Source organism: Streptomyces sp. NPDC002580 (assembly GCF_042889485.1).
Classification (GTDB): Bacteria; Actinomycetota; Actinomycetes; order Streptomycetales; family Streptomycetaceae; genus Streptomyces.
This window is the reverse complement of record NZ_JBIAQZ010000006.1, coordinates 442,477-465,611: the sequence shown is the minus strand read 5'-3', so window position 1 is coordinate 465,611 and position 23,135 is coordinate 442,477. Positions and strand designations below refer to the sequence as shown.

The 23,135-nt window shown below is 71.7% G+C and carries 19 protein-coding genes and 2 pseudogenes; 8 read left to right on the top strand and 13 right to left on the bottom strand.

Annotated elements, in window-relative coordinates; translation table 11 throughout:
* Window positions 1–77 precede the first annotated feature (77 nt).
* The 4 genes from ACFYW7_RS21365 (at window position 78) to ACFYW7_RS21350 (ending at window position 3,551) form a co-directional block, all read left to right on the top strand.
* Window positions 78–764, top strand: a complete 687-nt coding sequence (locus ACFYW7_RS21365) for a YitT family protein (RefSeq protein ID WP_389504535.1) — start codon at window positions 78–80, stop codon at window positions 762–764.
* Window positions 761–1,528 carry a glycerophosphodiester phosphodiesterase gene (locus tag ACFYW7_RS21360; protein ID WP_389504533.1) on the top strand — a complete coding sequence of 256 codons (768 nt, stop codon included), beginning with the start codon at window positions 761–763 and terminating at the stop codon, window positions 1,526–1,528. The genes ACFYW7_RS21365 and ACFYW7_RS21360 overlap by 4 nt, the downstream gene beginning before the upstream one ends.
* 43 nt (window positions 1,529–1,571) lie before the next feature.
* On the top strand, window positions 1,572–2,921 hold the full coding sequence (locus tag ACFYW7_RS21355; RefSeq protein WP_389504531.1) for an MFS transporter: 1,350 nt from the start codon (window positions 1,572–1,574) through the stop codon (window positions 2,919–2,921).
* Between the two features lie 255 nt (window positions 2,922–3,176).
* Window positions 3,177–3,551: an RNA polymerase-binding protein RbpA gene (locus tag ACFYW7_RS21350; RefSeq protein ID WP_389504529.1), complete on the top strand. Its 375-nt coding sequence runs from the start codon at window positions 3,177–3,179 to the stop codon at window positions 3,549–3,551.
* A 277-nt stretch (window positions 3,552–3,828) separates the two neighbouring features.
* Here ACFYW7_RS21350 and fxsA read toward each other — a convergent pair whose 3' ends face one another.
* The 4 genes from fxsA to ACFYW7_RS21330 all read right to left on the bottom strand — a co-directional run bounded on the left by fxsA (window position 3,829) and on the right by ACFYW7_RS21330 (window position 8,442).
* Window positions 3,829–4,398, bottom strand: a complete 570-nt coding sequence (gene fxsA, locus ACFYW7_RS21345) for an FxsA family membrane protein (RefSeq protein WP_389504527.1) — start codon at window positions 4,396–4,398, stop codon at window positions 3,829–3,831.
* A gap of 111 nt (window positions 4,399–4,509) precedes the next feature.
* Entirely contained in the window at window positions 4,510–5,301 is a 792-nt protein-coding gene (locus ACFYW7_RS21340) for a polyprenol monophosphomannose synthase (protein WP_389504525.1), read from the bottom strand.
* A 538-nt stretch (window positions 5,302–5,839) separates the two neighbouring features.
* A complete protein-coding gene (locus ACFYW7_RS21335; protein ID WP_389504523.1) occupies window positions 5,840–7,456 on the bottom strand; it encodes an amidohydrolase in 1,617 nt (538 codons plus the stop codon).
* Window positions 7,457–8,001: 545 nt separating this feature from the next.
* Complete coding sequence (locus ACFYW7_RS21330) at window positions 8,002–8,442, bottom strand: Lrp/AsnC family transcriptional regulator (protein ID WP_389504521.1); 441 nt, start codon at window positions 8,440–8,442, stop codon at window positions 8,002–8,004.
* Window positions 8,443–8,710: 268 nt separating this feature from the next.
* Here ACFYW7_RS21330 and ACFYW7_RS21325 point away from each other — a divergent pair, with 268 nt between their 5' ends.
* Window positions 8,711–9,148, top strand: a complete 438-nt coding sequence (locus tag ACFYW7_RS21325) for a hypothetical protein (RefSeq protein ID WP_389504519.1) — start codon at window positions 8,711–8,713, stop codon at window positions 9,146–9,148.
* Between the two features lie 37 nt (window positions 9,149–9,185).
* On the opposite strand, the pseudogene ACFYW7_RS21320 reads toward ACFYW7_RS21325, so the two are convergent.
* Window positions 9,186–10,329 (bottom strand): annotated as a pseudogene (locus ACFYW7_RS21320) (phosphotransferase family protein); the annotation flags it as partial.
* Between the two features lie 6 nt (window positions 10,330–10,335).
* A pseudogene (locus tag ACFYW7_RS21315) lies at window positions 10,336–10,658 on the bottom strand (hypothetical protein); the annotation flags it as partial.
* A 324-nt stretch (window positions 10,659–10,982) separates the two neighbouring features.
* Here ACFYW7_RS21315 and ACFYW7_RS21310 point away from each other — a divergent pair.
* A complete protein-coding gene (locus ACFYW7_RS21310; protein ID WP_389504517.1) occupies window positions 10,983–11,288 on the top strand; it encodes a hypothetical protein in 306 nt (101 codons plus the stop codon).
* 450 nt (window positions 11,289–11,738) lie between these two features.
* Here ACFYW7_RS21310 and ACFYW7_RS21305 read toward each other — a convergent pair whose 3' ends face one another.
* The 5 genes from ACFYW7_RS21305 to ACFYW7_RS21285 form a co-directional block, all read right to left on the bottom strand.
* Window positions 11,739–12,419, bottom strand: a complete 681-nt coding sequence (locus ACFYW7_RS21305; RefSeq protein WP_389504515.1) for a TetR/AcrR family transcriptional regulator — start codon at window positions 12,417–12,419, stop codon at window positions 11,739–11,741.
* A gap of 236 nt (window positions 12,420–12,655) precedes the next feature.
* Window positions 12,656–12,802, bottom strand: a complete 147-nt coding sequence (locus ACFYW7_RS21300) for an SCO1431 family membrane protein (RefSeq protein ID WP_389504511.1) — start codon at window positions 12,800–12,802, stop codon at window positions 12,656–12,658.
* A 357-nt stretch (window positions 12,803–13,159) separates the two neighbouring features.
* Entirely contained in the window at window positions 13,160–14,515 is a 1,356-nt protein-coding gene (locus tag ACFYW7_RS21295) for a peptidase C39 family protein (protein WP_389504509.1), read from the bottom strand.
* Window positions 14,516–14,704: 189 nt separating this feature from the next.
* Window positions 14,705–16,246 (bottom strand): amino acid permease, encoded by a 1,542-nt coding sequence (locus ACFYW7_RS21290; RefSeq protein ID WP_389504507.1) that lies wholly within the window; start codon window positions 16,244–16,246, stop codon window positions 14,705–14,707.
* Window positions 16,247–16,299: 53 nt separating this feature from the next.
* Window positions 16,300–17,256: a hypothetical protein gene (locus tag ACFYW7_RS21285; protein WP_389504505.1), complete on the bottom strand. Its 957-nt coding sequence runs from the start codon at window positions 17,254–17,256 to the stop codon at window positions 16,300–16,302.
* A gap of 231 nt (window positions 17,257–17,487) precedes the next feature.
* Between ACFYW7_RS21285 and ACFYW7_RS21280 the strand changes: the two genes are divergently transcribed.
* Together ACFYW7_RS21280 and ACFYW7_RS21275 are read left to right on the top strand one after the other, a co-directional pair.
* Complete coding sequence (locus ACFYW7_RS21280) at window positions 17,488–18,141, top strand: uridine kinase (protein ID WP_389504503.1); 654 nt, start codon at window positions 17,488–17,490, stop codon at window positions 18,139–18,141.
* Window positions 18,142–18,607: 466 nt separating this feature from the next.
* Window positions 18,608–20,473 (top strand): AAA family ATPase, encoded by a 1,866-nt coding sequence (locus ACFYW7_RS21275; protein WP_389504501.1) that lies wholly within the window; start codon window positions 18,608–18,610, stop codon window positions 20,471–20,473.
* 82 nt (window positions 20,474–20,555) lie between these two features.
* Here the strand turns inward: ACFYW7_RS21275 and ACFYW7_RS21270 are convergent, their stop codons facing one another.
* Both ACFYW7_RS21270 and ACFYW7_RS21265 read right to left on the bottom strand, forming a co-directional pair.
* A complete protein-coding gene (locus ACFYW7_RS21270) occupies window positions 20,556–21,644 on the bottom strand; it encodes a hemolysin family protein (RefSeq protein ID WP_389504499.1) in 1,089 nt (362 codons plus the stop codon).
* Complete coding sequence (locus ACFYW7_RS21265) at window positions 21,641–22,972, bottom strand: hemolysin family protein (protein WP_389504496.1); 1,332 nt, start codon at window positions 22,970–22,972, stop codon at window positions 21,641–21,643. Before ACFYW7_RS21265 ends, ACFYW7_RS21270 begins: the two co-directional genes overlap by 4 nt.
* Window positions 22,973–23,135: the final 163 nt, after the last annotated feature.

Genomic DNA, 23,135 nt, shown 5'->3' with positions numbered 1-23,135 from the left:
TTGGCCATGGATGAAGCCAGTTCTCCGGCCACAGAGTGTCATGCGTCAGGCCACTACCACCACTGGGGGGACATCCCTTGTCCACACGCTCCGAGTCCGCACCCTCCGAGGCTCCCGGGCCCGGGCGGCTCCCCCGCCGTCTCGTCCAGCTCTACGCCGGTCTGGCCCTGTACGGCGCGAGCTCGGCGCTCCTCGTGGAGTCGGGTCTCGGCCTGGAGCCGTGGAACGTGCTGCACCAGGGCCTGGCCGAACTGACCGGTCTGACCATCGGCGCGGTGTCGATCGTCGTGGGCGCCGCGGTACTGCTCCTGTGGATCCCGCTGCGCCAGCGTCCCGGCCTCGGCACCGTCTCCAACGTCTTCGTGGTCGGCCTCGCCATGGACGGCACCCTCGCGCTGCTGCCGGACGCGCACGCGCTGGCCGTACGGATCCCGCTGCTGGTGGCGGGCGTCGTGCTGAACGGCGCGGCGACGGGCCTCTACATCTCCGCGAGCTTCGGTCCGGGGCCGCGCGACGGCCTGATGACGGGACTGCACCGGCGCACCGGCCGCTCGGTCCGCCTGGTGCGCACGGTCCTCGAACTGACCGTCGTCACGACCGGATTCGCGCTCGGCGGCACGGTCGGCGTGGGCACCGTGCTGTACGCCGTCGCCATCGGACCCCTCGCCCAGCTCTTCCTGCGCGTGTTCGCCGCCCGTCCGGAACCGGTCGGCAGCGCCGTCGTCGCCCCCGGTCAACCGGAGGGCGCCATACTGCCCGGGTGAGCACGCGCACCCTTCACCCGTATCTCGACCATCCCGGCCCGATCCCGTTCGCGCACCGCGGCGGGTCGGCGGACGGCCTGGAGAACACTCTGGCCCAGTTCCGGCGGGCGGTGGACGCCGGTTACCGCTACATCGAGACCGATGTGCACGCCACCGCGGACGGCACGCTCGTCGCCTTCCACGACACCACCCTCGACCGGGTCACCGACGGCGCCGGCCGGATCGCGGACCTCCCCTGGGACGACGTGCGCCAAGCGCGCGTCGCGGGCCGGGAGCCGGTCCCCCTCTTCGAAGAACTGCTCGAGGTCTTCCCCGACGTGCGCTGGAACGTCGACGTCAAGGCCGAACCCGCCCTCCTGCCCCTGCTCGACCTGATCGGCCGCACCGACGCCTGGGACCGCGTCTGCCTCGGTTCGTTCTCCGAGGCCCGCGTGGTCCGCGCCCAGCACCTGGCCGGGCCGCGCCTCGCGACGTCGTTCGGCACCCGCGGGGTGCTCAACCTGCGGCTGCGCTCGTGGGGGGTACCGGCCGCGGTGCGCCGTTCCGCGGTCGCGGCCCAGGTGCCCGAGACGCAGTCGGGGGTGCCGGTGGTCGACCGTCGCTTCGTGCAGGCCGCCCACGCGCGCGGGCTCCACGTGCACGTGTGGACCGTGAACGAACCGGAACGCATGCACCGGCTCCTGGACCTGGGGGTCGATGGCATCATGACCGATCACATCGACACGCTGCGCAAGGTTCTGGAGGACCGGGGCACCTGGTTCTGAGCCTCCTCTGCGCAGGTCGTCCACGGAGAAGCGAGGGGCACGGGTGAGCACGCAGACCGTGCGGGCGGGGGCGGCCGAGGAGGCCGCCGAGCGCCGGCGAGAACAACGCGGCTGGTACTTCTACGACTGGGCCTGCTCGGTCTATTCGACGAGCGTGCTGACCGTGTTCCTCGGCCCCTATCTGACGGCGGTGGCCAAGCACGCGGCGGACGCGGACGGGTTCGTCCATCCCCTGGGAGTCCCGGTCCGCGCGGGCTCCTTCTTCGCGTACGCGGTCTCCGCCTCCGTCATCCTGTCGATCTTCGTGATGCCCATGGCGGGGGCGGCCGCGGACCGTACGGGCCGCAAGAAGCCGCTGCTCGCCGCGGCGGCCTACCTGGGCGCCGGAGCCACCGCGGGCATGTTCTTCCTGGACGGCGACCGCTACCTGCTGGGCGGACTGCTGCTGATCGTCGCGAACGCCTCGCTGGCCGTCTCGATGGTCCTGTACAACTCCTACCTTCCGCAGATCGCCCCGCCCGAGGAGCGCGACGCCGTCTCCTCCCGGGGCTGGGCCTTCGGGTACGCGGCGGGCTCGGTGGTTTTGATCGCCAACCTGATCCTGTTCACGGCGCACGACAGCTTCGGCGTCTCCGAGTCGACGGCCGTCCGGATCTGTCTGGCCTCGGCGGGCATCTGGTGGGGGGCCTTCACCCTCGTCCCGCTGAAGCGGCTGCGGGACCGTCACACGCCCTCAGCCGGACGGGCGCCCGCGCACGGCTGGCGGCAGCTGGCCGCCACGGTGCGCGACATGCGCGGCAAACCCCTCACCCTCTCCTTCCTGCTCGCCTACCTCATCTACAACGACGGCATCCAGACGGTCATCTCGCAGGCCTCGGTCTTCGGCTCCGAGGAACTGGGCCTCAGCCAGTCGACCCTGATCGTGGCCGTGCTCCTGGTCCAGGTGCTCGCGGTCGGCGGCGCCCTGGGCATGGGCCGGCTGGCCCGCACGTACGGCGCGAAGCGCACGATCCTCGGCTCGCTCGTCGCCTGGACCCTCACGCTCGGCGCCGGGTACTTCCTGCCCGCCGGCGCGCCCGTGGGGTTCTTCGTCCTCGCCTCGGGCATCGGACTCGTCCTGGGCGGCAGCCAGGCCCTGTCGCGCTCGCTGTTCTCGCACCTGGTACCGCCCGGCAAGGAGGCGGAGTACTTCTCGGCCTACGAGATGAGCGACCGCGGCATGAGCTGGCTCGGCCCGCTGCTCTTCGGGCTGACCTACCAGCTGACGGGAAGTTACCGGGACGCGATCATCTCGCTCGTGGTCTTCTTCGTCATCGGGTTCGTCCTGCTCGCGCGGGTCCCGGTACGGCAGGCGGTGCGCGACGCGGGCAATCCCGTACCCGACAGGATTTAGCGTCCGGCGCCAAAGAGCGGTAGTGTACGCGTTTGGCCTGCCTGGCGTACCGTTACTGCGCGTCAATGATACTGAAGCGTTGGGTGACATCTGATGCCAGATGTGACAAACCGGGCGACGGTGGGTACAACAAGGGGCGGCTACGACGGCGACGCATGGCCCGGAACGGGAATCTTTACCGCCGACCGGACGTTGACCGGATGACGACGACAGCGACACCTGTCCTGTGGGCGACAAGCCCGGGAGGCACGATTCATGAGTGAGCGAGCTCTTCGCGGCACACGCCTCGTAGTGACCAGCTATGAGACGGACCGCGGCATCGACCTGGCCCCGCGCCAGGCCGTGGAGTACGCATGCGAGAAGGGACATCGCTTTGAGATGCCCTTCTCGGTGGAGGCCGAAATTCCGGCGGAGTGGGAGTGCAAGGTCTGCGGGGCCCAGGCACTCCTCGTGAACGGTGACGGCCCTGAGGAGAAGAAGGCTAAGCCCGCGCGTACGCACTGGGACATGCTGATGGAACGGCGCACTCGCGAGGAGCTCGAAGAGGTCCTCGAGGAGCGCCTGGCCGTTCTGCGCTCCGGCGCGATGAACATCGCGGTGCATCCGCGGGACAGCCGCAAGTCCGCGTAACAGTCCGCTCAGCCCCTCCATGGGGTGAGCGGCAGACACCGCACGCCGAGACCGCGAACACCGTACGCCGAGTACGGGGTCCGCGGTCTCGTGCGTTCCGGTGAGTTCCGATGCGCCGCGTCTCGTGCGACACCGGAACGGGCCCGCGACCGGGGATCCGGCGCGGGCCCGCACGCGGCGCGAGCACCTCCGAGCCGAACGACGCGGGAGGACAGCGGGGCAGGACGGGCAGAGGCGGGCGGCGCTCAGCCGTTCAGCCGTCCAGCCGTTCAGCCGTTCAGCCGTTCAGCGGCGGATAGTGACCGTCGGGCCGGCGCGGGCCGTCGTTCCTGATGACCTCGCCCTGGACGACCTTGCCGTCGGGGCGGTGCATACGGGCCTGCTGGAAGGCGTCGCCGACGGTGCCGGGAGCGGCCGCGCGCATCTTGCGCTCGAAGGTCCGCTGCCCGTAACGGCTGAGGCCCTTCTGGACGGGCGGAATCAGCAGGAGCAGGCCGAGCGCGTCGGAGATCAGGCCCGGGATCATCAGGAGAGCGCCGCCGAGCATCATCAGACCGTTGCCCCGGCCGCCCTCGCCGGTGGGCGTGGCACCGCCCTGCGCCTGTTGCAGCGTCTGGGTGAGGTTCCCGAAGGCGCGGCGGCCGGCCCGCTTGACGACCACGGCGCCCAGCACGAACCCGGCGACCAGCAGCAGGAACACCGTGAAGCCGCTCGTGGCGTGCGCGACCATCGTCAGCAGCCAGATCTCCAGCACCAGCCAGACCGCGACACCGAGCGGCAGGAAGGTACGCAGCCGCGATCGCCGCGGGCGGTCGGAGCGGGTGGGGGTCGGAGCGCCTGTCGTCATGCTCCCAGTGTGCCTGGGCGTGCCTCAGTTCGGGATAAGCGGATGCTCAATCCCCGTCGTGCGACCGGCCCGCCCCGGCGTCGGAACGCCTGTGGGGCCGGTCTTCCGGCGTCAGGAGCGTCTACGGCCCGTGATCCGTCCGACCCGCTCCCCCACACCCCAGGTGGTGACGCGCCACAGCGCCTCCACGAGGATGTCGCGGCTCATCTTGGAGTCGCCCAGTTCGCGTTCGACGAAGGTGATCGGGACCTCGACGACGTGGTAGCCGGCGCGCACCGCGCGGCGGGCCAGGTCGACCTGGAAGCAGTAGCCCTGGGAGGCGACCTCGCTGAGGCCGAGGCCTTCGAGGGTCTCCCTGCGGAAGGCGCGGTAGCCGCCGGTGACGTCCCGGATCGGCACGTCGAGCAGGACACGGGAGTAGAGACTGCCGCCGCGCGAGATGAACTCCCGGGACTTGGGCCAGTTCACCACCCGGCCGCCGGGCACCCAGCGCGAACCGAGCACGAGGTCGGCGCCCTTGAGCGCCGTCAGCAGGCGGGGGAGTTCCTCCGGCTGGTGCGAGCCGTCGGCGTCCATCTCGATGAGCACGCCGTAGCCGTGCTCCAGGCCCCAGCGGAACCCCGCGAGGTAGGCGGCCCCGAGGCCTTCCTTGCCCTTGCGGTGCAGCACCTGCACCTGCTCGTCGTCGGCAGCCAGCTCGTCGGCGAGCTTGCCCGTTCCGTCGGGGCTGTTGTCGTCCGCCACCAGCACGTGCGCCTCGGGCACGGCGGACCGCACCCGGCCGACGATCTTCTTGATGTTCTCCGCCTCGTTGTAGGTCGGAATGATCACCAAGGCCGTGCCGAGCGGGCCGAACCGCCTCCCCTGGGCTTCCGCCGCGAGGGTCCCGTCGCCGTCGTTCACTGCTGCCCCTTCGTATCCGTACGCAGGGGTCCACCATAGTGCGCCCAACCTGCGCTGCCGCGTCGCGGCGTCCCCCATGGGGTGTCGATCGCGCGAGAGTCGGGCGCAAGCCGCCCGCGGGGCGGGAAACGCGTCCTGCGGATCGGGGCCCGGCGCCCTTCGGGCCGACCAGGGACCCGCTGGCTGCGGGTCGACCGAAAGCCGTTGTCTACTGAACGTCCGGGCCCCACCCGGGTCACACCTGCCGACTCGTCAAAACGTTCCCTCGCCTCGTGGCGCGGGCGCTGGGCCTGGCTGCCAGTGGCGATGCGCCGGTACGGCACACCACCCCTGACCCAGCGGCGCTGCGAGGCCGCGCGGAAGTTCCCCGGTCGGCCGTCCGGTGGTGGACCCGGCCGAACCTACCGGCCCCCTGCCGTCGGCTGTCAACACTGGCTTGATCTGCGTCTTTTCCCTCAACGCCCTGGTCAGCGCCGAGGATACGCAGGTCGCGCGACGCGGTGACGGGCCATGATCGCGACCGGAGAACCCCGGGACATCACTCGTTAGGCCGTACGAATACCGTCCGTCCGCCGACCACGGTGCGCAGGCAGACGGGCAGGTCGTTCCCCGGGGTCAGGTCGGGCAGTCCGGGCGTGCCGGAACGGGGGTCGGTGGACCAGCGGGCGACCCGGTCGTCCGGGGCCTGCACGACGAGGTCGCCGGTGCGCCACACGGCGTAGTCCGCGGGCGCGCCCGGCACCAGGACTCCCGCGTCGTCCCGTCCGACGGCCCGCCAGCCGCCCCGCGTGTGGGCCGTGAAGGCGGCGCGCACGGACACCCGGTGCTCGGGCGTCCGGTGGAAGGCGGCGGCCCGCACGGTGCCCCAGGGGTCGAGCGGGGTGACCGGGCTGTCGGAGCCGAAGGCCAACGGCACCCCGGCGCGCAGCAGGGCCGCGAAGGGGTTGAGCGTGCGGGCCCGTTCGACGCCCAGGCGCTGGGCGTACATGCCGTCCTCGCCGCCCCACAGCGCGTCGAAGGCCGGCTGCACGGAGGCGGTGAGGGCGAGTTCGGCGAAGCCCGCCACGGTTTCCGGGGTGAGCATCTCGGCGTGCTCGACGCGGTGCCGGGCGGCCCGCACGCGGTCCAGGCCCACCTTCTCGGCGGCGGCGCGGACGCCGTCGACCACGGAGGTCACGGCGGCGTCCCCGATGGCGTGGAAGCCCGCCTGGAGGCCCGCCTCGGTGCAGGCGACCACGTGCGCGGCCACGGCGTCGACGTCGAGGTGGGCGACACCTGTGTGGCCGGCGTCCAGGTAGGGCTGGTGCAGGCAGGCCGTGTGCGAGCCGAAGGAGCCGTCGACGAAGAGGTCGCCGGCCGCGCCCTGGGCGCCGAGCGCCCGCGCCCTGTCCACATCACGCTCGGCCCAGTAGCCGACCACCCGGGGCCCGGGCTCCTCGGCGGCGAGCCTCAGCAGCCCGGTGAAATCCTCCTCGGAGGAGATCTCGGGTCCGGCGCACTCGTGCACGGAGCCGATGCCGAGCGAGACGGCGTGGGCGAGCGCGGCACGCTGGGCCTCGGCGCGCTGCCCCGCGCCGACCGCGCCGAGGGCGGCGGCGCGCACCACGTGGTGGGCGTCGCGGGTCAGCGGGCCGTCGGGCGCGTACCCGGCACGCGCCGTGACGCCGGGCACGAGGTCCAGAAGCGCGGTGGTGGCCACCGCGGAGTGCACGTCGATGCGGGAGAGGTAGAGCGGGCGTCCGCCGGTCGCCTCGTCGAGTTCGGCGCGGGTCGGGGGCCGTCCGCCGGGCCAGCGGGCCGCGTCCCAGCCATGGCCGAGCAGGACCCGGTCGGACGTACGGGCGGCCGCGAAGTCGCGTACGAGGGCGAGCGCCGCGTCCAGTGTCGGCGCGCCGGACAGGTCCAGGCCGGTGAGCGCGAACCCGGTGGCGGTGGTGTGCACGTGGGCGTCGGTGAATGCCGGGGTGACCAGGGCTCCTTCCAGGTCCACGACCTCGTCGGCCCCTTCGGCGAAGGCGTCGGCGGCTCCTTCCGAGCCGACCCAGGCGACTTGGCCCCGTTCCACCACCATGGCGGTGGCGAAGGGGTCGGCGGGGCTGTGGACTTCTCCACCGCGCAGCAGCACGGTGTCCGACGGGGCGGTGCTCTCACTCATGACAGACAGTCTCGCGCGTTTCGGCGGAGGGTCGTCGCCGGGGTGGGGTCGGCGCGGTCGCGCGGCCCTTCCCCGGGCGGGTCCCCACCCCGGCGGGCACGCGGGATCGTGCGGACGGTCCCCGTGGTCGATGGCCGACACGAGCCGGTCGGCTGACACGCCACGCGGGATCCGGCCGAAGGCCGGGCGCCGGTCCGCAGGGGGTCCGGTCCAGGGCCGAACGCCGGTCCGCGAAGGCCGGGCGCCGGTCCGCGTCGGGATCCGGTCGATGGACCGGCGCCGGTCCGCGTGGGCATCCGGGAAGACTCGGCGATCCCCCACCGAGCGGGGGTGTCCGCCGGTCCGCTTCGGAAGTCTCGAGTGACCGGCCCGGGAGCGGAACACGCGTAACCGCCACGGGGACCCGTGCGACAGCACCGGTGCGAGCGCCCGACATGACGGCCCGGTGCCGGTCCCGCGGGCGTCCACGGCCGGTCCGCGGACCCGTCGCTTCTCGGCGGGTCGGACCGGGCGCGTGGATGCCGGTCCGCCCCTGGCCGGAGGGGTCAGATACGGGGCGGGCGCGCCTCGTACGGGGTCGACAGGACGACCGTCGTCCGGGTCGACACACCCGCGAGCGCCCGCAACCGCCCGAGGAGTCCCTCGAGTTCGTGCGGAGTGGAGACGCGCACCTTGAGGATGTAGTTCTCGTCGCCCGCGACGCTGTGGCAGGCCTCGATCTCCGGCACGCCGACGAGGCGTTCGGCGATGTCGTCGGGGGCGCTGGGGTCGAACGGTTTCACCGAGATGAAGGCGGTCAGGGGCAACCCGATGGCCTCCGGGTCGACGACCGCGGCATAGCCCCGGATGACGCCGCGCTGCTCCAGCCGACGCACCCGCTGGTGCACGGCGGACGTGGACAGGCCCGTGGCCTTGCCCAGGTCGGTGTAACTCATCCGCCCGTCTGCGACGAGCAGCTGCACGATCTGTCGGTCCAGCTCCTCCATGACGCAAGAACCTACAGGCCCGTTGATCCCCCGGGATACCTCAGCGGAGCAGGTCATACCCGCTTTGTGATGTGGCCTAGAGTCAGTCGCACGCCACCCGGTGGAGAAATTCCGCCGGGCCAGGCACCTGCGGTCGTCATGTGACGAACGACACATGGATGCAACCGGGTCCGTGATGTTCACGTGGTTACCGCAGAGACGGGACGGGAAGTGCTTGCTGTGGTCGAGGTCGCAGCGCCTTGTCGGCCCACCCGAGGGGGAGAATCCCATGCAGAGTCTTAAGCGCCCTGGTCGTACCGCGCCCGCGCGGCAGCAGTTCGCTGTCGAGCCCGAGCCGGAGGGTGTCGAACCCAACGCCCTGGACGGCGACGAGTTCGACGCGTACGACACCTTCGAGATGTACCGGGTGATCTGCCCGGACTGCGCGCAGCCCATCGCCCTGCTCGCGGACGAGGAGACCCTCCCCGAGCACGCGCTGTGCGCGTCCCCGTGGAACCCGTTCGGGCTCACGGTCTGCTCGGGCACGGGCCGCTCGGCGGCGCAGGCCCGGCCCGCCGACGAGTCTGCGGAACCCCAGGAGCAGCACACGGCGCTCCTGTTGACGCTCCCTCAGGGACTCGACTGGCGGAAGCAGCCGTTCTCCCACGTGGGTGGCCCGGGCTCGCGCCCGATGCGGGTCCCCGAGATGCGGCGCCAGGCCGCCTGACCGGTCGGCGCGCCCAGCGGTCGGCGCTCGTCCCGTCCCAGTAGCTGCCCTGCACCACGGCCCGCAGGCCGCCGTGGTGCAGGATCAGCGTGTCCGGGTCCGGGGGGACTCCCAACTCGCCGAAGTGCGCCTGCCGGCAGGCGATGCGCAGCATGACGATCGCGTGCCGCAGCGCGGCGTACAGCGTGGAGAAGTCCATGCCGCGCGGTGTGTGGCCGGCGAGGCGGGCATAGCGGGCCTCGACGCGGTCGCGGCGCAGGAAGCCCGGCAGCCCGGGCTGTCCGAAGCCCACGGCCAGGTCCTGGAAGAAGCGGTGCAGGTAGCCGGTCCAGCCGAGGCCGACCTCGCGCGGGGCCGGCGCAGCCATCTCCCGGGTCGAGCACCGCGACGGGGTCGAAGCCCTCGCAGATGACGTCACCTGTGCGCGCGTCGCCCCAGTTGAGCACCGCCTCGCCCTCGCCGCGCGGCCACAGCGCCTCCAGTCGGCCGAAGGCGCTCTCGACGAGCGGCGAGGGCCGCCGTCCGTCGACCACCCACGCGCAGCAGGCGCGTTGGGCGGCCACGTGGCGGCGCAGCGGGCTGCCGTCTCCGGGCAGCGCCAGGAAGTCGGCTTCATCCAGGGGGACTTGGTCGTGCGGTCGGGCCATGAATCCGATCGAGGCCGCTTCCGGGTGCTCGCGTTCGAGATCGCTCGCCGCGTGCGGCCAATTCCCTTCGTACGTACAGGGCATGACGTCCGGAGGAACGCGGCCACCCACGCGCTCCATGACGAGGAACGACGCCCCGAGCGGTCCAGGGTCCTCCTCCAGCCGCGGCACCCGCGGCACCGGCAGATCACCGCGCTCGCCGGCCAGCCGCATGGTCCGGTACTGCCGCGCCATGTCGTACACGGGGAACACGCTGTACGCGGCGGGGTCCGCGGCGAGCCTCAACACGCATTCCCTCAGGAGCGGTTCGGGGTGTTCGATGTCGAAGAGCACGGTCTCGCTGGACATGCCGTTGGGCTGCGGGACGGTCAGGTCCACCGCCTCGGCGCCCGGCAGACGGGTGCCCAGCCAGGCGGTGGGCCGGCGCGTGAGCTCCCCGGGATCACGGGTGGTCGTGCGGGGACGGGGTGCCGGTGCCGTCTCGCCGCTCCTCCCAGGGCGCGACCGAGTCGAATCCGGTGAAGCCGCTCGGATCGTGCCGTCCGCGGTCCAGGTGAGGTCGCACGACAGGGAGTCGTCGTCCGAGCGCAGCCGGCGCAGCGGCTCCTCGACGGTGATCCGCAGGGGCCCGACGGCCAGGTTCATCCGGTCGCCGCCGAGACGCAGCGCGGCGTACGCGGCGATCACGCCGACGTTCGGATAGACACCGAGGCCGAGGATCAGCAGCGCCCGGTCCGGTGGTCCAGGACGTGGAAGATGCAACGGTCGTACGCGTTCCGGTCACCGGTCGCGACATGCCTCATGGACAGCGGGACCCGGGGCACTGGGTACTCGTCGAGGGGTACGGGGCGGTCGTCGGTCATGTCAGGCCTCCCAGCGGGCACGGCAGTCGACGTCGCCCAAAGGAGCGGGCCCCCGGCGGCCGGGTTGACGGTACGTCAGGTGAGCAATGGGGGCCAGAGAGTACGCTCCGGGGGCGGAACCCCCAGGAGGGCCCCTGTGAACGCACGCCCGATTCCGTGAGCCGGTGACCTGTCCGCCGGTCCGCGCGTTGCCCCGGCATGAGCCCCACACCTTCCGCGACCGGGCGTCGGCGCCGGATCTACGTCCCGGCCCCGGCAGAATCGGTTCGCCGGGCGTCTCCCCCGCCACCACCGACCCAGGATCCGCCCATCTACCGCGCCCTGATGCGCACCTGGGCCGATCGGGGCCGCACCCTGCCGGGCCGCCACGACCCCGAGTGGGCGCGACTGGCGGCACCGTCGGTGATGTACGGATACGGGCAGTTCGGCCCGAGCCCGGACCCCCGGGGGGAGCCGCGCTTCGTACCGAGCCCGGACCCCCGGGGGGAGCCGCGCTTCGTGCCGAGCCGGGACCCGCGCGGCGAGGTGCGGTACACCGCGTCCCGCGACCCGCGGAACGAGTTCGGCGTGACCCCGGACCCGCGGGGAGAGCTCGACGCGAAGCCGGATCCCCGAGGCGGCGCACGCTGACCACGCGGCGTCTCCGGCGGGCAGCCCGGACGATCCTCGGGGGCGCCGCCCCGTGGGGACTACGCCCCTCGGAGATGCCGGGCGTCCGATCTCCCCGAGCACGGCCGGTGGCTCCCGTCCGGATCCAGGAGCCCGTGGATCGGCGGTTGCCGCGCCGCGGACCGTCCACGGAAGGCGAGGGGGCTCCCTCGCCTTCCGTGGACGGTCCGTTCGGCGGCCGTGCCCGCGCACCCGAACGCGTCGCGGCCGGACCGGGGCCGAGCCGAGCAGGTCGACCACCGACGGCCGACACGTACGGAACCGGCGCCCTCCGCGCACCTCGGCCCTCCGCCCGACGCCCGACGCCTTCGCGATCGTCGGCCACCCGACCCCACGTCAGCCGTCGTGCGGCCGTCGACCACCCGGCCCCACCTCACCGGCCCCGCGGCCGTCGACCACCCGGGCCCGGCGTCAGCCGTCGTGTGGATGCCGGTCGTCGTCCCGTCGGGCGTCGGGCGGGGCCACGTAGGACGGGTCCAGTTCCTCCACGGCACGCATCGTGCCGCCCAGCATCCTCACCAGCAGCTCGCGCATCGTGTCGCGCGGCAGCGTCTGGTGGCCTATCCAGTCGAGGGTGGCTCCCTCCACACCGTGCAGCCAGCCGAGCAGCGCGATCCGCGGCAGCGGGCCGATCCTGCCCCGGCCGTACGCCCCTTCGGCGATCGTCTCGACGATGACCTCGCGCACACCCTCCCGTATCGCCTGCACCTCGGCGTCGAAGCCCACACCACCGGTGATGATCGTGCGATAGGCGGCCTGGTTGTGCTCGGCGTAGCGAAGATAGCCGTCGATGGTGCGGTGGACCCGCTCCACCGGGGGCAGCTCCACTCCGTCGGCGGCCCGCGAGACCAGGTCCGCGACCGAGTCCTCGACGATGGCGAGGTAGTAGCCGCGCTTGGACTTGAAGTAGTAGTAGATCAGCCCCTTGGCGACATGCGCCTGACGTGCGATGTCGTCCATCGACAACGCGTCGTAGGACGTGTCGGCGAACAACTTCCGTCCGATGGCGATGAGTTCGGCGCGTCGCACCTGCGAGCGGTCGGTGCCCCGCACCCGGGGGCGGTCCACTCCACGCTGTTGACTATTATTCAATTCCGGCCCTGGTCTCCAACTGCCGACGAAACATGCGCAGTATGGCAGAACCATGCCGACCGCCCGTTCGGGCGCCGCAGACGACCGGAGGGCCCGAAGCGTGGCGGGACGCGGCAGCGGCCGTCTCCGTCGTCGGCCCGAGGCGGACGGGAACAGGGCGGATTTCCGGCCCGGACCTCGGGAATTCCCGTCGGCCTCGCACGGCCCGTCGCGGCGGCCCCTGGAGGCGGGAGGCCTCAGAGCAGGCCGAGGCGCGTCACGAGCATCGCCACGACGATCACGAGAATCCAGCCCATGACGTGTTCGAGGACCTTCGGGCCGTCGTCTTCGGGACCGCCGGTACGGGAGCGGAGGCGAGCGGCGGTGGCGGAACTCGTGGTCATGGCATCTCGCTGACGTCGTGGTGCGATGGGTCCCCCGCCCCCGCCGGCTCCCCTCCGACCCGACCACCTTGCCACCCGAGCCGGGTCCACGGGTAGAGACCTGGGTCACGCCCGCACCTCGACCACCCATGAATCCCGCTGGATTCCCTGCGGGACACGAGGCGCGTGCCGCTCGTCACACACTTCCGCCCCGTCGCCCGAGGAGTCCCCGACGAGCCTGCCGCGGGTTCCGACGCCCTCCCGCGGGGCCCGTCCCGTCCTGTCGGCCCCCGGCCCCGGCGCTCCCCCCGCTCCAGGGCCGCCGGGTGATCCCCGGCGACCCGTGATCCCCGGATCACGGCATCCGGGGATCACGGGTCACCGGACGCCCACCGCCGCGAGCGCCGTGCGCTGCCGCGCCGAGAGATGCGCCGGGAAGTACAGGTAGCAGACGCCGCCGGTTCCGGAGACGACCTTCCCGGAGGCGTTGTAGCGCTTGGTCCGCAGCCAGACGGTCTCGAACTCGGAGCGCTTGTAGACCCTGCGCACCGCCTCGTCGCCGGGCGACGCGGGGTCGTTGGCGATCACGTCGCCGTCCGCGGTGAACCCTATGACCGTCATGAGGTGGCCCGAGGTTCCGTACCCCGCGCCCGTCAGCTCGGACTTGAGGAACGACTGGGACGTCATGGCCGGGATGCCGGCGGCGATCAGCGTCTCCAGATCGCTCAGCGAGCCGAGCCGCGTGACCACGCCCTGGAGGTCCTTGTACGTGGCCGCGTAGGCGGCGTTGAAGGGCCAGTTGCCGCAGCCCGCGTACTGGTAGTCGTAGGTGGAGCGGGCCGCGTGGCACACCTGCGGGTCGGTGTACGCCGGGTCGACCCAGGCGAGTTGCGCGGCCGTGGGCCTCCGGCCCCAGTACTCGATGATCATCTGCGAGGAGGTGGGGCTGCACCAGGCCTCGCCACCGCTGTCGTACTCGGGGTACTGCCCGGCGTGGATCTCCTGCGAGTAGCGCGGGACCTTCAGCTCCCGTGCGAGACCCGGGGTCGAGGCCGGAACGGTGAAGCGGTCCGGGACGGCGGAACCCATCGCGCCGAGCCGCCACACGGTGGGCGTGACCCGGGAGCCCGGCGTCCGGTAGAGGGTCAGGCGCAGCCGGTACGCGACCAGGCGCAGGCCGGTGGACGCGTCGTCGACGGAGAAGGTGTCCGTCCACACGCTGCTGCGGCCGTCGCTCTGGCCGTCCACCGAGGTGCGCCGGATGTCCTGGTCGCCCGCCGCCCAGCGGCCCATCACGTACCAGGGGGTGTCCGTGCCGTCGGAGTACGTGCCGGTCAGCTCCACCTGGAGCCAGCTGCCGGCCGGGGTGTGCGCGTTCCAGGAGGCGATGGCCTCGGTGGCGGGGACGGCGAGGCGGTGGACGGGCGTCGTCCAGGTCGCGTACTCCCAGGTGGCGGTTCTGCCGGTGTGCGGGTCGGTGTACTCCGTGGTGCCGGCCGGGGTCGCGATCACCAGGCCGGGGCGCGCGCCCGCCACGGCCCGCGTACCGTGCGCGGTCCCACCGCGCCAGTCGCCGTACGAGATCCAGGCGCGGTTGTCGACGAGACCGCCGGAGGCCTTGCCCCGGGCGGCCGGGGCGGCGGCGGCCGACGGGCCCGCGGCCCCCACCGCCGCCGCGGCGGCGACCGCGGCGGTCAGGACGGTTCTGCGGGACGGCTGTTCGGCTCTGCTCATGGGTGGAGAACCCCCAGGTGTCCGGAACGGGCGGGCCCAATGCTCGGTGGTGCGCCAACTATGGACGCCCGGGACGGACTTCTGCCAGCACTTCGGCCCGTGCCGCGCCCACCAATATTGGTCGGGACCACTGGCATGACCTGCGGGGCCTCGGCCCCGGCGGGTGCCGGGGCCGAGGCCGGCGGTCGGTCAGACGAGGTCCATGGCGGCGACCTCGTCGGGGCGGCCGTAGCTGACAGGGCCCTGGAAACGGCGGCGCGCCGTGGCGAACCACCACACGGTGGCCACGATCAGCACGACGGCCAGCGCGATCGAGGCGTAGTTAAAGGTGTCCCCGGTGATCGGCGACACCTGCGGCAGCATGAAGAGCACGCTGCTCGCGAGGATCCAGGTCACGGCCACCCAGCCGATGACCTTGCTCCAGCGGCCCAGGTGCCAGGGGCCGGGCTGGAACTCGTCACCGAGCCGCAGCCGCAGGAAGATCGGGACGGCGTAGGCCAGGAAGAGCCCGACGACGTTGACGCTGACGATGGCGGTGAAGGCGGTGTGCGACCACCAGCCGGGCAGCACGAGCGCCAGCGAGCAGCCGACGGCCAGCCAGACGGCCTTGACGGGCGTACGGGTGCGCGGCGAGACGGAGTGCCACCAGCGGGAGCCGGGCATCGCGCCGTCCCGCGAGAAGGCGAAGATCTGGCGGGTGTTGCTGGTCAGGTTGGCCAGACCGCAGAAGAGCATGGACCCGATCACGATGAGCAGGATCAACTTCGCCATGCCCATGCCAAGTCCGTCGATGAGGATCTGCACGGGCGGCGCCGAGGAGCCGGCCACCCGGTCGTAATCCTGGACGCTGTACACAAGGGCGAGCATGAGGACGAGCCCGGCGATCGCGGAATAGCCGATCGCACGGGTGATCCCCTTCGGCGCGTTCACCGTGGCCCGCACCGTTTCCTCCGACATGTGGAAGCTGCCGTCGAAGCCGGTGAAGGTCCAGCTGGTGACCAGCAGACCGAGCATCCCTCCGTAAAGCCCGTTCGTGAAACCGGTGTTGTTCGCGAAATGGGTGACGAACGAGGCCGACTGGTGGTCGTCGGGCATCACGACGAGCGCGCCCACGATCACCACGAGCCCGATCAGCAGCCACCACACGGAGATCCGGTTGAGCAGGGCGACGAGCTGCACGGTGTAGGTATTGGCCAAACCCTGGAGCACGATGATCAGAGCCGTGATCATGACCGTCTGCTGGGCCGTCGGCTCGTACGAGTGCCACTGCAGGGCGACGAACGCCTGGATGAAGGTCGCGGCCGCGTAGCCGGTGGCGGCCGTGCCACCCACCTGACCCACGAAATTCAGCCACCCCGTGTACCAGGACCACGCACCCTTGTGCCGCTTCGCGAGCTTCCCCGCGGAGAAATAGAGGGCCCCACTGGTCGGATAGGCGGAGGCGACCTCCGCCATCGCCGCGCCGATGAAGAGCACCATCACGGAGACGCCGATCCAGCCGAACACGAGAACGCGTGGACCGCCGGCGTTCATTCCGAAGCCGAAGGACGAGAAAATACCCGAGATAATGTTGATGATGGTGAAAGAGATCGCGAAATTGTCGAAAGCCTGGAATCGGCGGGTGAGCTTTCGCGGATATCCCATCGCGTGGAGCGTCGCGTCGTCGTCGAGCGCGACGGAATCCCCTCCGGCACGGACCTGGGGGCGTGGGGCCGATATTCGTTCTGACACGACTGACCTTTCTCTCGGGTGGGGTGCGGGACGTCGGGACGGGCCGCGGCCGGTCAGGCGGGCCCCGGCGCGGGCAGTCCGCAGCCCCGGCGGGCGCGGGAGAGCTGCTCCTCCGGGTCGCCGAACACGCTCCACGGCATGCGGCAGGCGTACGGCCCCATGGCCATCAGGACCGCGCGCGCCTCGAACTCGCGCTGCGCCATGAACAGCGCGTGCGCCAGGTAGGCGAGGTCGACCACCGGCGTGAAGCGGTAGCCGGACACCTCGGGCAGCCAGTTCTGGTAGATCGCGAGCGCCGTGGAACGCCACTGCGGCTGTTCCCAGGTCCGGTCGACCAGCAGCTGGGACGGGTTGTAGCTCTCCACCAAGGCCACCAGCGGCAGCAGCCGCAGCGGCGACGAGGCGGGCGCGCGCTGGCTCAGGAAGGCGGCGACGTCCCAGGCGGCGTTCACGGAACCGCCGTACCGCGTGAAGAAGAAGGCCAGGAACCGGTGGTGGCCCTCGCGGTTCCACGGGTCGAGGCGCAGGATGTGCGAGAACAGGCGCCAGGGGCCGGGCGGCTGGGTCAGCAGCCCCTGCGGGGCGGGCTCGCGCAGATCGTGCAGCCTGGCCATGGAGAGGCGGGCGACCCAGGGCGTGGGATCCGCCCGGTCCATCGTCACGGCCCGGTCGCAGGCGGTCAGCGCTATCCGTTCCAGGGCCTCGGCCCGGTCGTCCCTGGCGTCCGCCGCGCGTAACGCCCGCAGCACGGCCACGCGGGCCCACACCAGCGCGGCCTCGGGGCTCTGTTCCTCCGCCAGCCAGCGTTCGGCGAGGTCGGAGTCGGCGGCCTCGGAGGCGATGACCAGTGAGCGGTGAGCCCGCAATCCGAAGTCGGTGCCGGCCTCCACCAGGGCTTCGTGCGCACTCAGACGGCGGCCCGCCCGGACATCCACACACACGCCCGCGAGTCTCCGGTCGTCGGCCGCCGGATGCCACACATACTGCCCCTCGAATAAGCCCGCGGCCATCTTCCCCTGTCCATCCCCGCACGGCGCTCCGCCGCTGCGCAACAGGAACCCTACTCAGCATCGCGGAGTACCGGAACGGCATATCTGAAATACATCGTTCCGCGAGGCCGGAAATCCCTGGAAGCCGTCGACGGTGATCCTGAGCATTGTTCAATGAATGGTTCAACGCGGCACTATCCCGAACCCTTGGATCCGCTGTGAACAGTTCCTCGATAGAATGCCCGCAGGACTATGCCCACCTCGCACCCCACCCCGGGAAACCCCATTCACGACCTCGCCTCACGGCTGCGCCGACTGCCGCCCTCCTGCGGCCCCGTCCGACTGATCGGCGTGGACGGTCACGCGGGCTCCGGAAAGACCACGTTCGCCGGGGAGTTGGCGACGGCGCTGGGCGGCGCGCCCGTGCTGCACCTCGACGACATCGCCACGCACGAGGAACTCTTCGCCTGGACCGGGCGCCTGCTGGAGCGGGTGATCGAGCCCTTCCGGCGCGGGGAGCCGGCGCGCTACGCCCCGTACGACTGGACCGCCGGGGAGTTCGGACCGGTCCGTGAACTGCCGGCCGCGCCCGTGGTGCTCCTGGAGGGCGTCGGCGCGGGCCGCCGGGCGCTGCGCCCGTGGCTCGCGCGACTCCTGTGGATGGAGTTGCCGTCCGAGGAGGCCTGGGCGCGGGGTCGACGACGGGACGGGGAGGCGCAGAGCGCCTTCTGGGCCGGATGGGTCGGGGCGGAACTCCGGCACTTCGCCGAGGACCCCACGCGACCGTTCGCGGACCATGTGGTGCGGCAGCGTCCGAAGGGATATGAGGTGCTGCCGGGGCCTGCTGAGACGCCTGGACCGGACCAAGTCATCACTCACCGTGATGGACCATCCGCAGTGTGCTGAACTTGTGAAGAGCGACGTCGGGGAAGTTTCCGCAGTGCCTCAACTCTGCTTGACCAGGGGGCCGTACAGGACTTACGTTCTGAAGCAGCGGCCCTCGGAGGTCGCCCCGCAGTCGCGAAGCCCCCGGTTGTTCCCCCGTGATCGGGGGCTTCGTTCTGCCCGCAAACCTCACTTTCCGGACGCCCCGTGACACGGTTCGCTCACCGTGGGTCACCGTCCGATGTGCGCCCCGTCTGCTCCCACCTCGTGGAACGGGGTGTGCGGCACCCTTCGGCCAGCCATCGACCGCAGGTACGATGCCTCTCGGTGCGACCTTCGGACGGCTGCTCAGCGCACCAGGGCAACTCCCGTCCGCGGCACAGTCGTTCGACCAGAGCTGCCGACGGGCACCGGCCCGGCGGCGAGGGGGGTGTCCCGTCCACGAGACATTCCCCGACCATCGGGGGCACGGTTTGTGGGGGACGTGATGGACTTCGGCACGCAGGGCTCCGAGGCCCCGGCCGACCTCGCCTGGCTGCGGGGTGTGGACGCCTACACGATGGGCGCATACCCGCAGGCGGAGGAGGAGTTCCGCACCGCGGTCCGGATGGACCCCGGTATGGCGGACGGCTGGCTCGGGCTGCACGCGCTACGCGTGGACACGACGACCGCGCTGTTGCGCATGTTCCGGCACCGGGACCGCTTCGGCGAACAGCGCACCCGCCACCGGCGCACCCTCAACTCCTGGTACTGGCTGGGCTGGTGGGTGCAGCCGGTGCTGGAGAGCCCGCGCGACCTGCTGCTCGCGCACGCCTCCCACTGGCTCGACGGACGTCATGTCCCCGAACTGGACCGGGCGTTGGCCGGTCTTCCGCCGGTGGACGCGGATCACCAGGTGAGGTTCCTGCACGCCTGCCGCGCGTATCTGGTCAAGGACTGGGAGCAGTTGGTCCGGCACACCGATCCGCTGATCAGTGATCCCATGCTCGGCATAGAGGCCGGTCTGTTCGGCGGCATGGCCCGGGTCCGGCTGGAGATGTACGGGCAGGCGGAGCCACTGCTGTCGTCCGCGCTGATGCGCTGCCGCAGCGAGCAGCCGCAGCGCAAGGAGCTGCGGTACTGGCTGGCCCGCGCCCACGAGGGCACCGGACGGTCGGCGGCGGCGCAGCCCCTGTACCGGGCGGTGCACCGGGTCGACCCCTCCTTCATGGACACCTCGGCGCGGCTCGCGGGCATCTCCGAGGGGGACGGGTACGACGACGCGGCGGCCGACCTGGCGGCGATCACGCTCGCCGGGTTCGGGCAGGACGTGCTGGAGGGCCCGGACGGCGTGGATCCGCTGTTCGGCTCCGACGGGCGGGACCTCAGGCTCTCCGACCCCGACCCCTCGCCGCCCGGTGGGCTGCCGCCCCAGAGCGACGGGTTCCGGGAGAAGGCCGTGGTTCCGGCGCAGCCGCTGCCCGCGGGGCCGACCGATCCGGCGTTACTCGAGGAAGCGCTCACCGAACTGGAGCGCATGGTGGGCCTCGATCCCGTGAAACGCCAGGTCAAGGCGCTGTCCGCGCAGTTGAACATGGCGAGGCTGCGCACCGGTCAGGGCCTTCCGGTGCAGCCGCCCAAACGGCACTTCGTCTTCTCCGGCCCGTCCGGTACCGGAAAGACCACGGTGGCCCGCATCCTCGGCCGGGTCTTCTACGCGCTCGGGCTGCTGGGCGGCGACCATCTGGTGGAGGCCCAACGGGCCGACCTGGTCGGCGAGTACCTGGGCCAGACCGCCGTCAAGGCCAACGAGCTGATCGACTCGGCGATCGGCGGGGTCCTGTTCGTGGACGAGGCGTACGCGCTGTCCAACTCCGGCTACGGCAAGGGCGACGCGTACGGCGACGAGGCCCTCCAGGTCCTGCTGAAGCGGGCCGAGGACAACCGGGACCACCTGGTCGTCATCCTCGCCGGCTATCCCGAGGGCATGGACCGTCTCCTCGCCGCCAACCCCGGCCTGTCCTCCCGTTTCACCACCCGCGTGGACTTCCCCTCCTACCGCCCCCTCGAGCTGACCTCCATCGGTGAGGTGCTGGCCGCCGAGAACGGCGACATCTGGGACGAGGAGGCCCTGGACGAGCTGCGCTCGATCGCCGGTCACGTCGTCGACCAGGGCTGGATCGACGAACTCGGCAACGGCCGCTTCCTGCGCACGCTGTACGAGAAGAGCTGCGCCTATCGCGACCTGCGGCTGTCCGGCTACCCCGGCACCCCCTCGCGCGACGACCTGTCGACGTTGCGGCTGCCCGACCTCATGCAGGCCTACGGGGAGGTCCTGTCGGGGCGGGGCCCGCAGAATCCGTCGCCGATGTGAGAAGGCCCCGGGTTCCCCGGCGGGCGCGGGACCGGAAGCCCGGTCCCGCGGCCGCCCGGAAGCCCGGGGCCCCCACGCGCGTTCAGCTCGCCAGCGCCTCCTCGGACACCGCGTTCGGGCGCTGCTCCGTGACACGCGCCGGCGTGATGTCCCGGTGCGCCGGGTCGCGCACCTCACCGACCAGCAGTTCGAGTACGTCCTCCAGCGTCACCAGGCCGAGCACCCTGCCAGAGGCGTCGGCGACCTGGGCCAGGTGGGTGGCGGCGCGGCGCATCACGGTGAGGGCGTCGTCCAGGGGGAGTTCGGACCTCAGGGTGGTCATGGGCCGCCACAGCTGCTGCGGGACCGCGCGTTCGGACTCCTCCAGGTCGAGGACGTCCTTCACGTGCAGATAGCGGCCCATGAAGGCGCCGTTCTCCGCGACCACCGGGAACCGGGAGTACCCGGTGCGCGCGGTGAGCGCGACGACCTGCCCCGGGGTGACCGAGGGTCCCACGGTGACCAGCGAGCCCCCGTCGAGCAGGACGTCGGTGACCGGGCGGGACCCGAGCTCCAGGGCGTCCTCCAGTCGCTCCTGCTCCTCCGGGTCGAGCAGACCCGCCTGGCCCGAGTCCTCGACCAGCCGGTTGAGCTGCTCGCTGGTGAAGACCGCCTCGACCTCGTCCCTGGGTTCGACCCGGAACAGCTTGAGGATCAGCCGGGCGCAGGCGCCGAGGGCGACGGTGACCGGCCGGCACAGCCGTGCGAAGGCGACGAGCCCGGGGCTGAGCCACAGGGCCGTCTTCTCCGGCGCGGCCATCGCCAGGTTCTTCGGGACCATCTCGCCGATGACGAGGTGGAAGAAGACGACGAGGACGAGCGCGATCACGTAGCCGAGGGGATGGATCACCCCGTCCGGCAGGTGGACCGCCTCGAAGACCGGCTCCAGCAGATGGGCGACCGTGGGTTCGGCGACCGCGCCGAGCGTCAGCGAACACATGGTGATGCCGAACTGGGCCGCCGCCATCATCTGCGGAAGCCGCTCCAGGCCGTACAGGACCTGCCGGGAGCGCGCGGTGCCGAGCGGTTCGATCTGGCTGCGCCGCACGGACACGAGCGCGAACTCGGCGCCGACGAAGAAGCCGTTGGCGAGGACCAGCAGGCCCGCGAACAGGAGTTGGAGCACGCTCATCGGACGGCCTCCGGGGCGAGCGCGGTGCGTACCAGCCGGACGCGTTCGGCGCGGTAGTGCCCGACCTGGCGCACCGACAGGCGCCAGCCGGGCAGCTCGGCCTTGTCGCCGGGGGCCGGAATCCTGCCGAGCAGGTCGGCGACGAGGCCCGCGACGGTCTCGTACGGTCCCTCGGGCACGTCGAGGCCTATGCGCTGCAGGATGTCCACCCGGCAGCTGCCGTCGGCGTCCCAGGCGGGCCTGCCGTCCTCGGGCGGGGCGGCCGCGAGCTCGGGCGGTTCGCCCTGGACGTCGTCGTGCTCGTCACGGACCTCTCCGACGAGCTCCTCGACGATGTCCTCCAGGGTGACCACGCCGGCCGTGCCGCCGTACTCGTCGACGACGACGGCGATCGGCTGCTCGCTGCGCAGGCGTTCGAGGAGGGGCTGTACCGGCAGCGTCTCCGGGACGAGCAGCGGGGCCTGGGCGATCCGGCCGACAGGGGTGCGCAGCCGGTCCTGCGAGGGGATCGCGAGGGCGTCCTTGAGGTGCACCATGCCGACGATCTCGTCGATCCGCTCCCGGTAGACCGGGAAGCGGGACAAGCCCGTGGCACGGGTGAGGTTGACCACGTCCTCGGCGGTCGCCGACGACTGGAGGGCGCTGACCCTCACCCGCGGCGTCATGACGTGCTGAGCGGTGAGGTCGGCCAGCGACATGGCGCGGACGAACAGGTCCGCGGTGTCCTGCTCCAGCGCGCCCGCCCGGGCCGAATGGCGGGCCAGGGAGACGAGTTCGCCCGGGGTGCGGGCGGAGGCGAGCTCCTCGGCGGGTTCCACGCCCAGGGCGCGGACGAGCCGGTTGGCGACCGTGTTGAGCGCGGAGATCACCGGCCGGAAGAGGCGGGAGAAGACGTGCTGCGGGCCGGCGACGAAACGGGCGACCTGGAGCGGCTTGGACACCGCCCAGTTCTTGGGCACGAGTTCACCGACGACCATCTGCACGGCGGAGGCCAGCAGCATGCCGACCACCACGGCGATGCCCGGCACCGCTCCCTCGGGCAGCCCGATCGCGGTGAACGGGCCGTGCAGCAATTGGGCGAGCGCCGGTTCGGCGAGCATGCCGACGACGAGCGAGGTGATGGTGATGCCGAGCTGGGTGCCGGAGAGCTGGAAGGACAGTTCCTTCAGCGACTCGACGACCGTGCCGGCGCGTACGTCACCGTCGGCCGCGGCCTTCTCGGCGTCCGGGCGTTCGACCGTGACGAGGCCGAACTCCGCGGCGACGAAGAATCCGTTGGCGAGAATCAGCAGGAACGCCGCGCCAAGGAGCAACAGGGGGATGGTCATGCCGCCGCCTCGATATGTCGGGAGGGGGCGGCGCAGGTACTACAGGACGATCCGTCCATCGCTGGAGGGAACACTCCTCGGGTAGCAGGGAGCCTCTGAGGGCCGGGGCACATCGGAGGCGGAGGCGCGATGAGAACGCCTCCGCCACCAGATTAATCAAGAC

What these genes read in the sequence shown, in the direction of transcription:
- ACFYW7_RS21350 (WP_389504529.1), top strand. Translation starts at nt 3,177, where the DNA reads ATGAGTGAGCGAGCTCTTCGCGGCACACGCCTCGTAGTGACCAGCTAT.
- ACFYW7_RS21310 (WP_389504517.1), top strand. Translation starts at nt 10,983, where the DNA reads ATGCGCACCTGGGCCGATCGGGGCCGCACCCTGCCGGGCCGCCACGAC.
- ACFYW7_RS21280 (WP_389504503.1), top strand. Translation starts at nt 17,488, where the DNA reads ATGCCCACCTCGCACCCCACCCCGGGAAACCCCATTCACGACCTCGCC.
- fxsA (WP_389504527.1), bottom strand. Translation starts at nt 4,398, where the DNA reads ATGACGACAGGCGCTCCGACCCCCACCCGCTCCGACCGCCCGCGGCGA.
- ACFYW7_RS21325 (WP_389504519.1), top strand. Translation starts at nt 8,711, where the DNA reads ATGCAGAGTCTTAAGCGCCCTGGTCGTACCGCGCCCGCGCGGCAGCAG.
- ACFYW7_RS21300 (WP_389504511.1), bottom strand. Translation starts at nt 12,802, where the DNA reads ATGACCACGAGTTCCGCCACCGCCGCTCGCCTCCGCTCCCGTACCGGC.
- ACFYW7_RS21330 (WP_389504521.1), bottom strand. Translation starts at nt 8,442, where the DNA reads ATGGAGGAGCTGGACCGACAGATCGTGCAGCTGCTCGTCGCAGACGGG.
- ACFYW7_RS21265 (WP_389504496.1), bottom strand. Translation starts at nt 22,972, where the DNA reads ATGACCATCCCCCTGTTGCTCCTTGGCGCGGCGTTCCTGCTGATTCTC.
- ACFYW7_RS21295 (WP_389504509.1), bottom strand. Translation starts at nt 14,515, where the DNA reads ATGAGCAGAGCCGAACAGCCGTCCCGCAGAACCGTCCTGACCGCCGCG.
- ACFYW7_RS21335 (WP_389504523.1), bottom strand. Translation starts at nt 7,456, where the DNA reads ATGAGTGAGAGCACCGCCCCGTCGGACACCGTGCTGCTGCGCGGTGGA.
- ACFYW7_RS21285 (WP_389504505.1), bottom strand. Translation starts at nt 17,256, where the DNA reads ATGGCCGCGGGCTTATTCGAGGGGCAGTATGTGTGGCATCCGGCGGCC.
- ACFYW7_RS21270 (WP_389504499.1), bottom strand. Translation starts at nt 21,644, where the DNA reads ATGAGCGTGCTCCAACTCCTGTTCGCGGGCCTGCTGGTCCTCGCCAAC.
- ACFYW7_RS21275 (WP_389504501.1), top strand. Translation starts at nt 18,608, where the DNA reads ATGGACTTCGGCACGCAGGGCTCCGAGGCCCCGGCCGACCTCGCCTGG.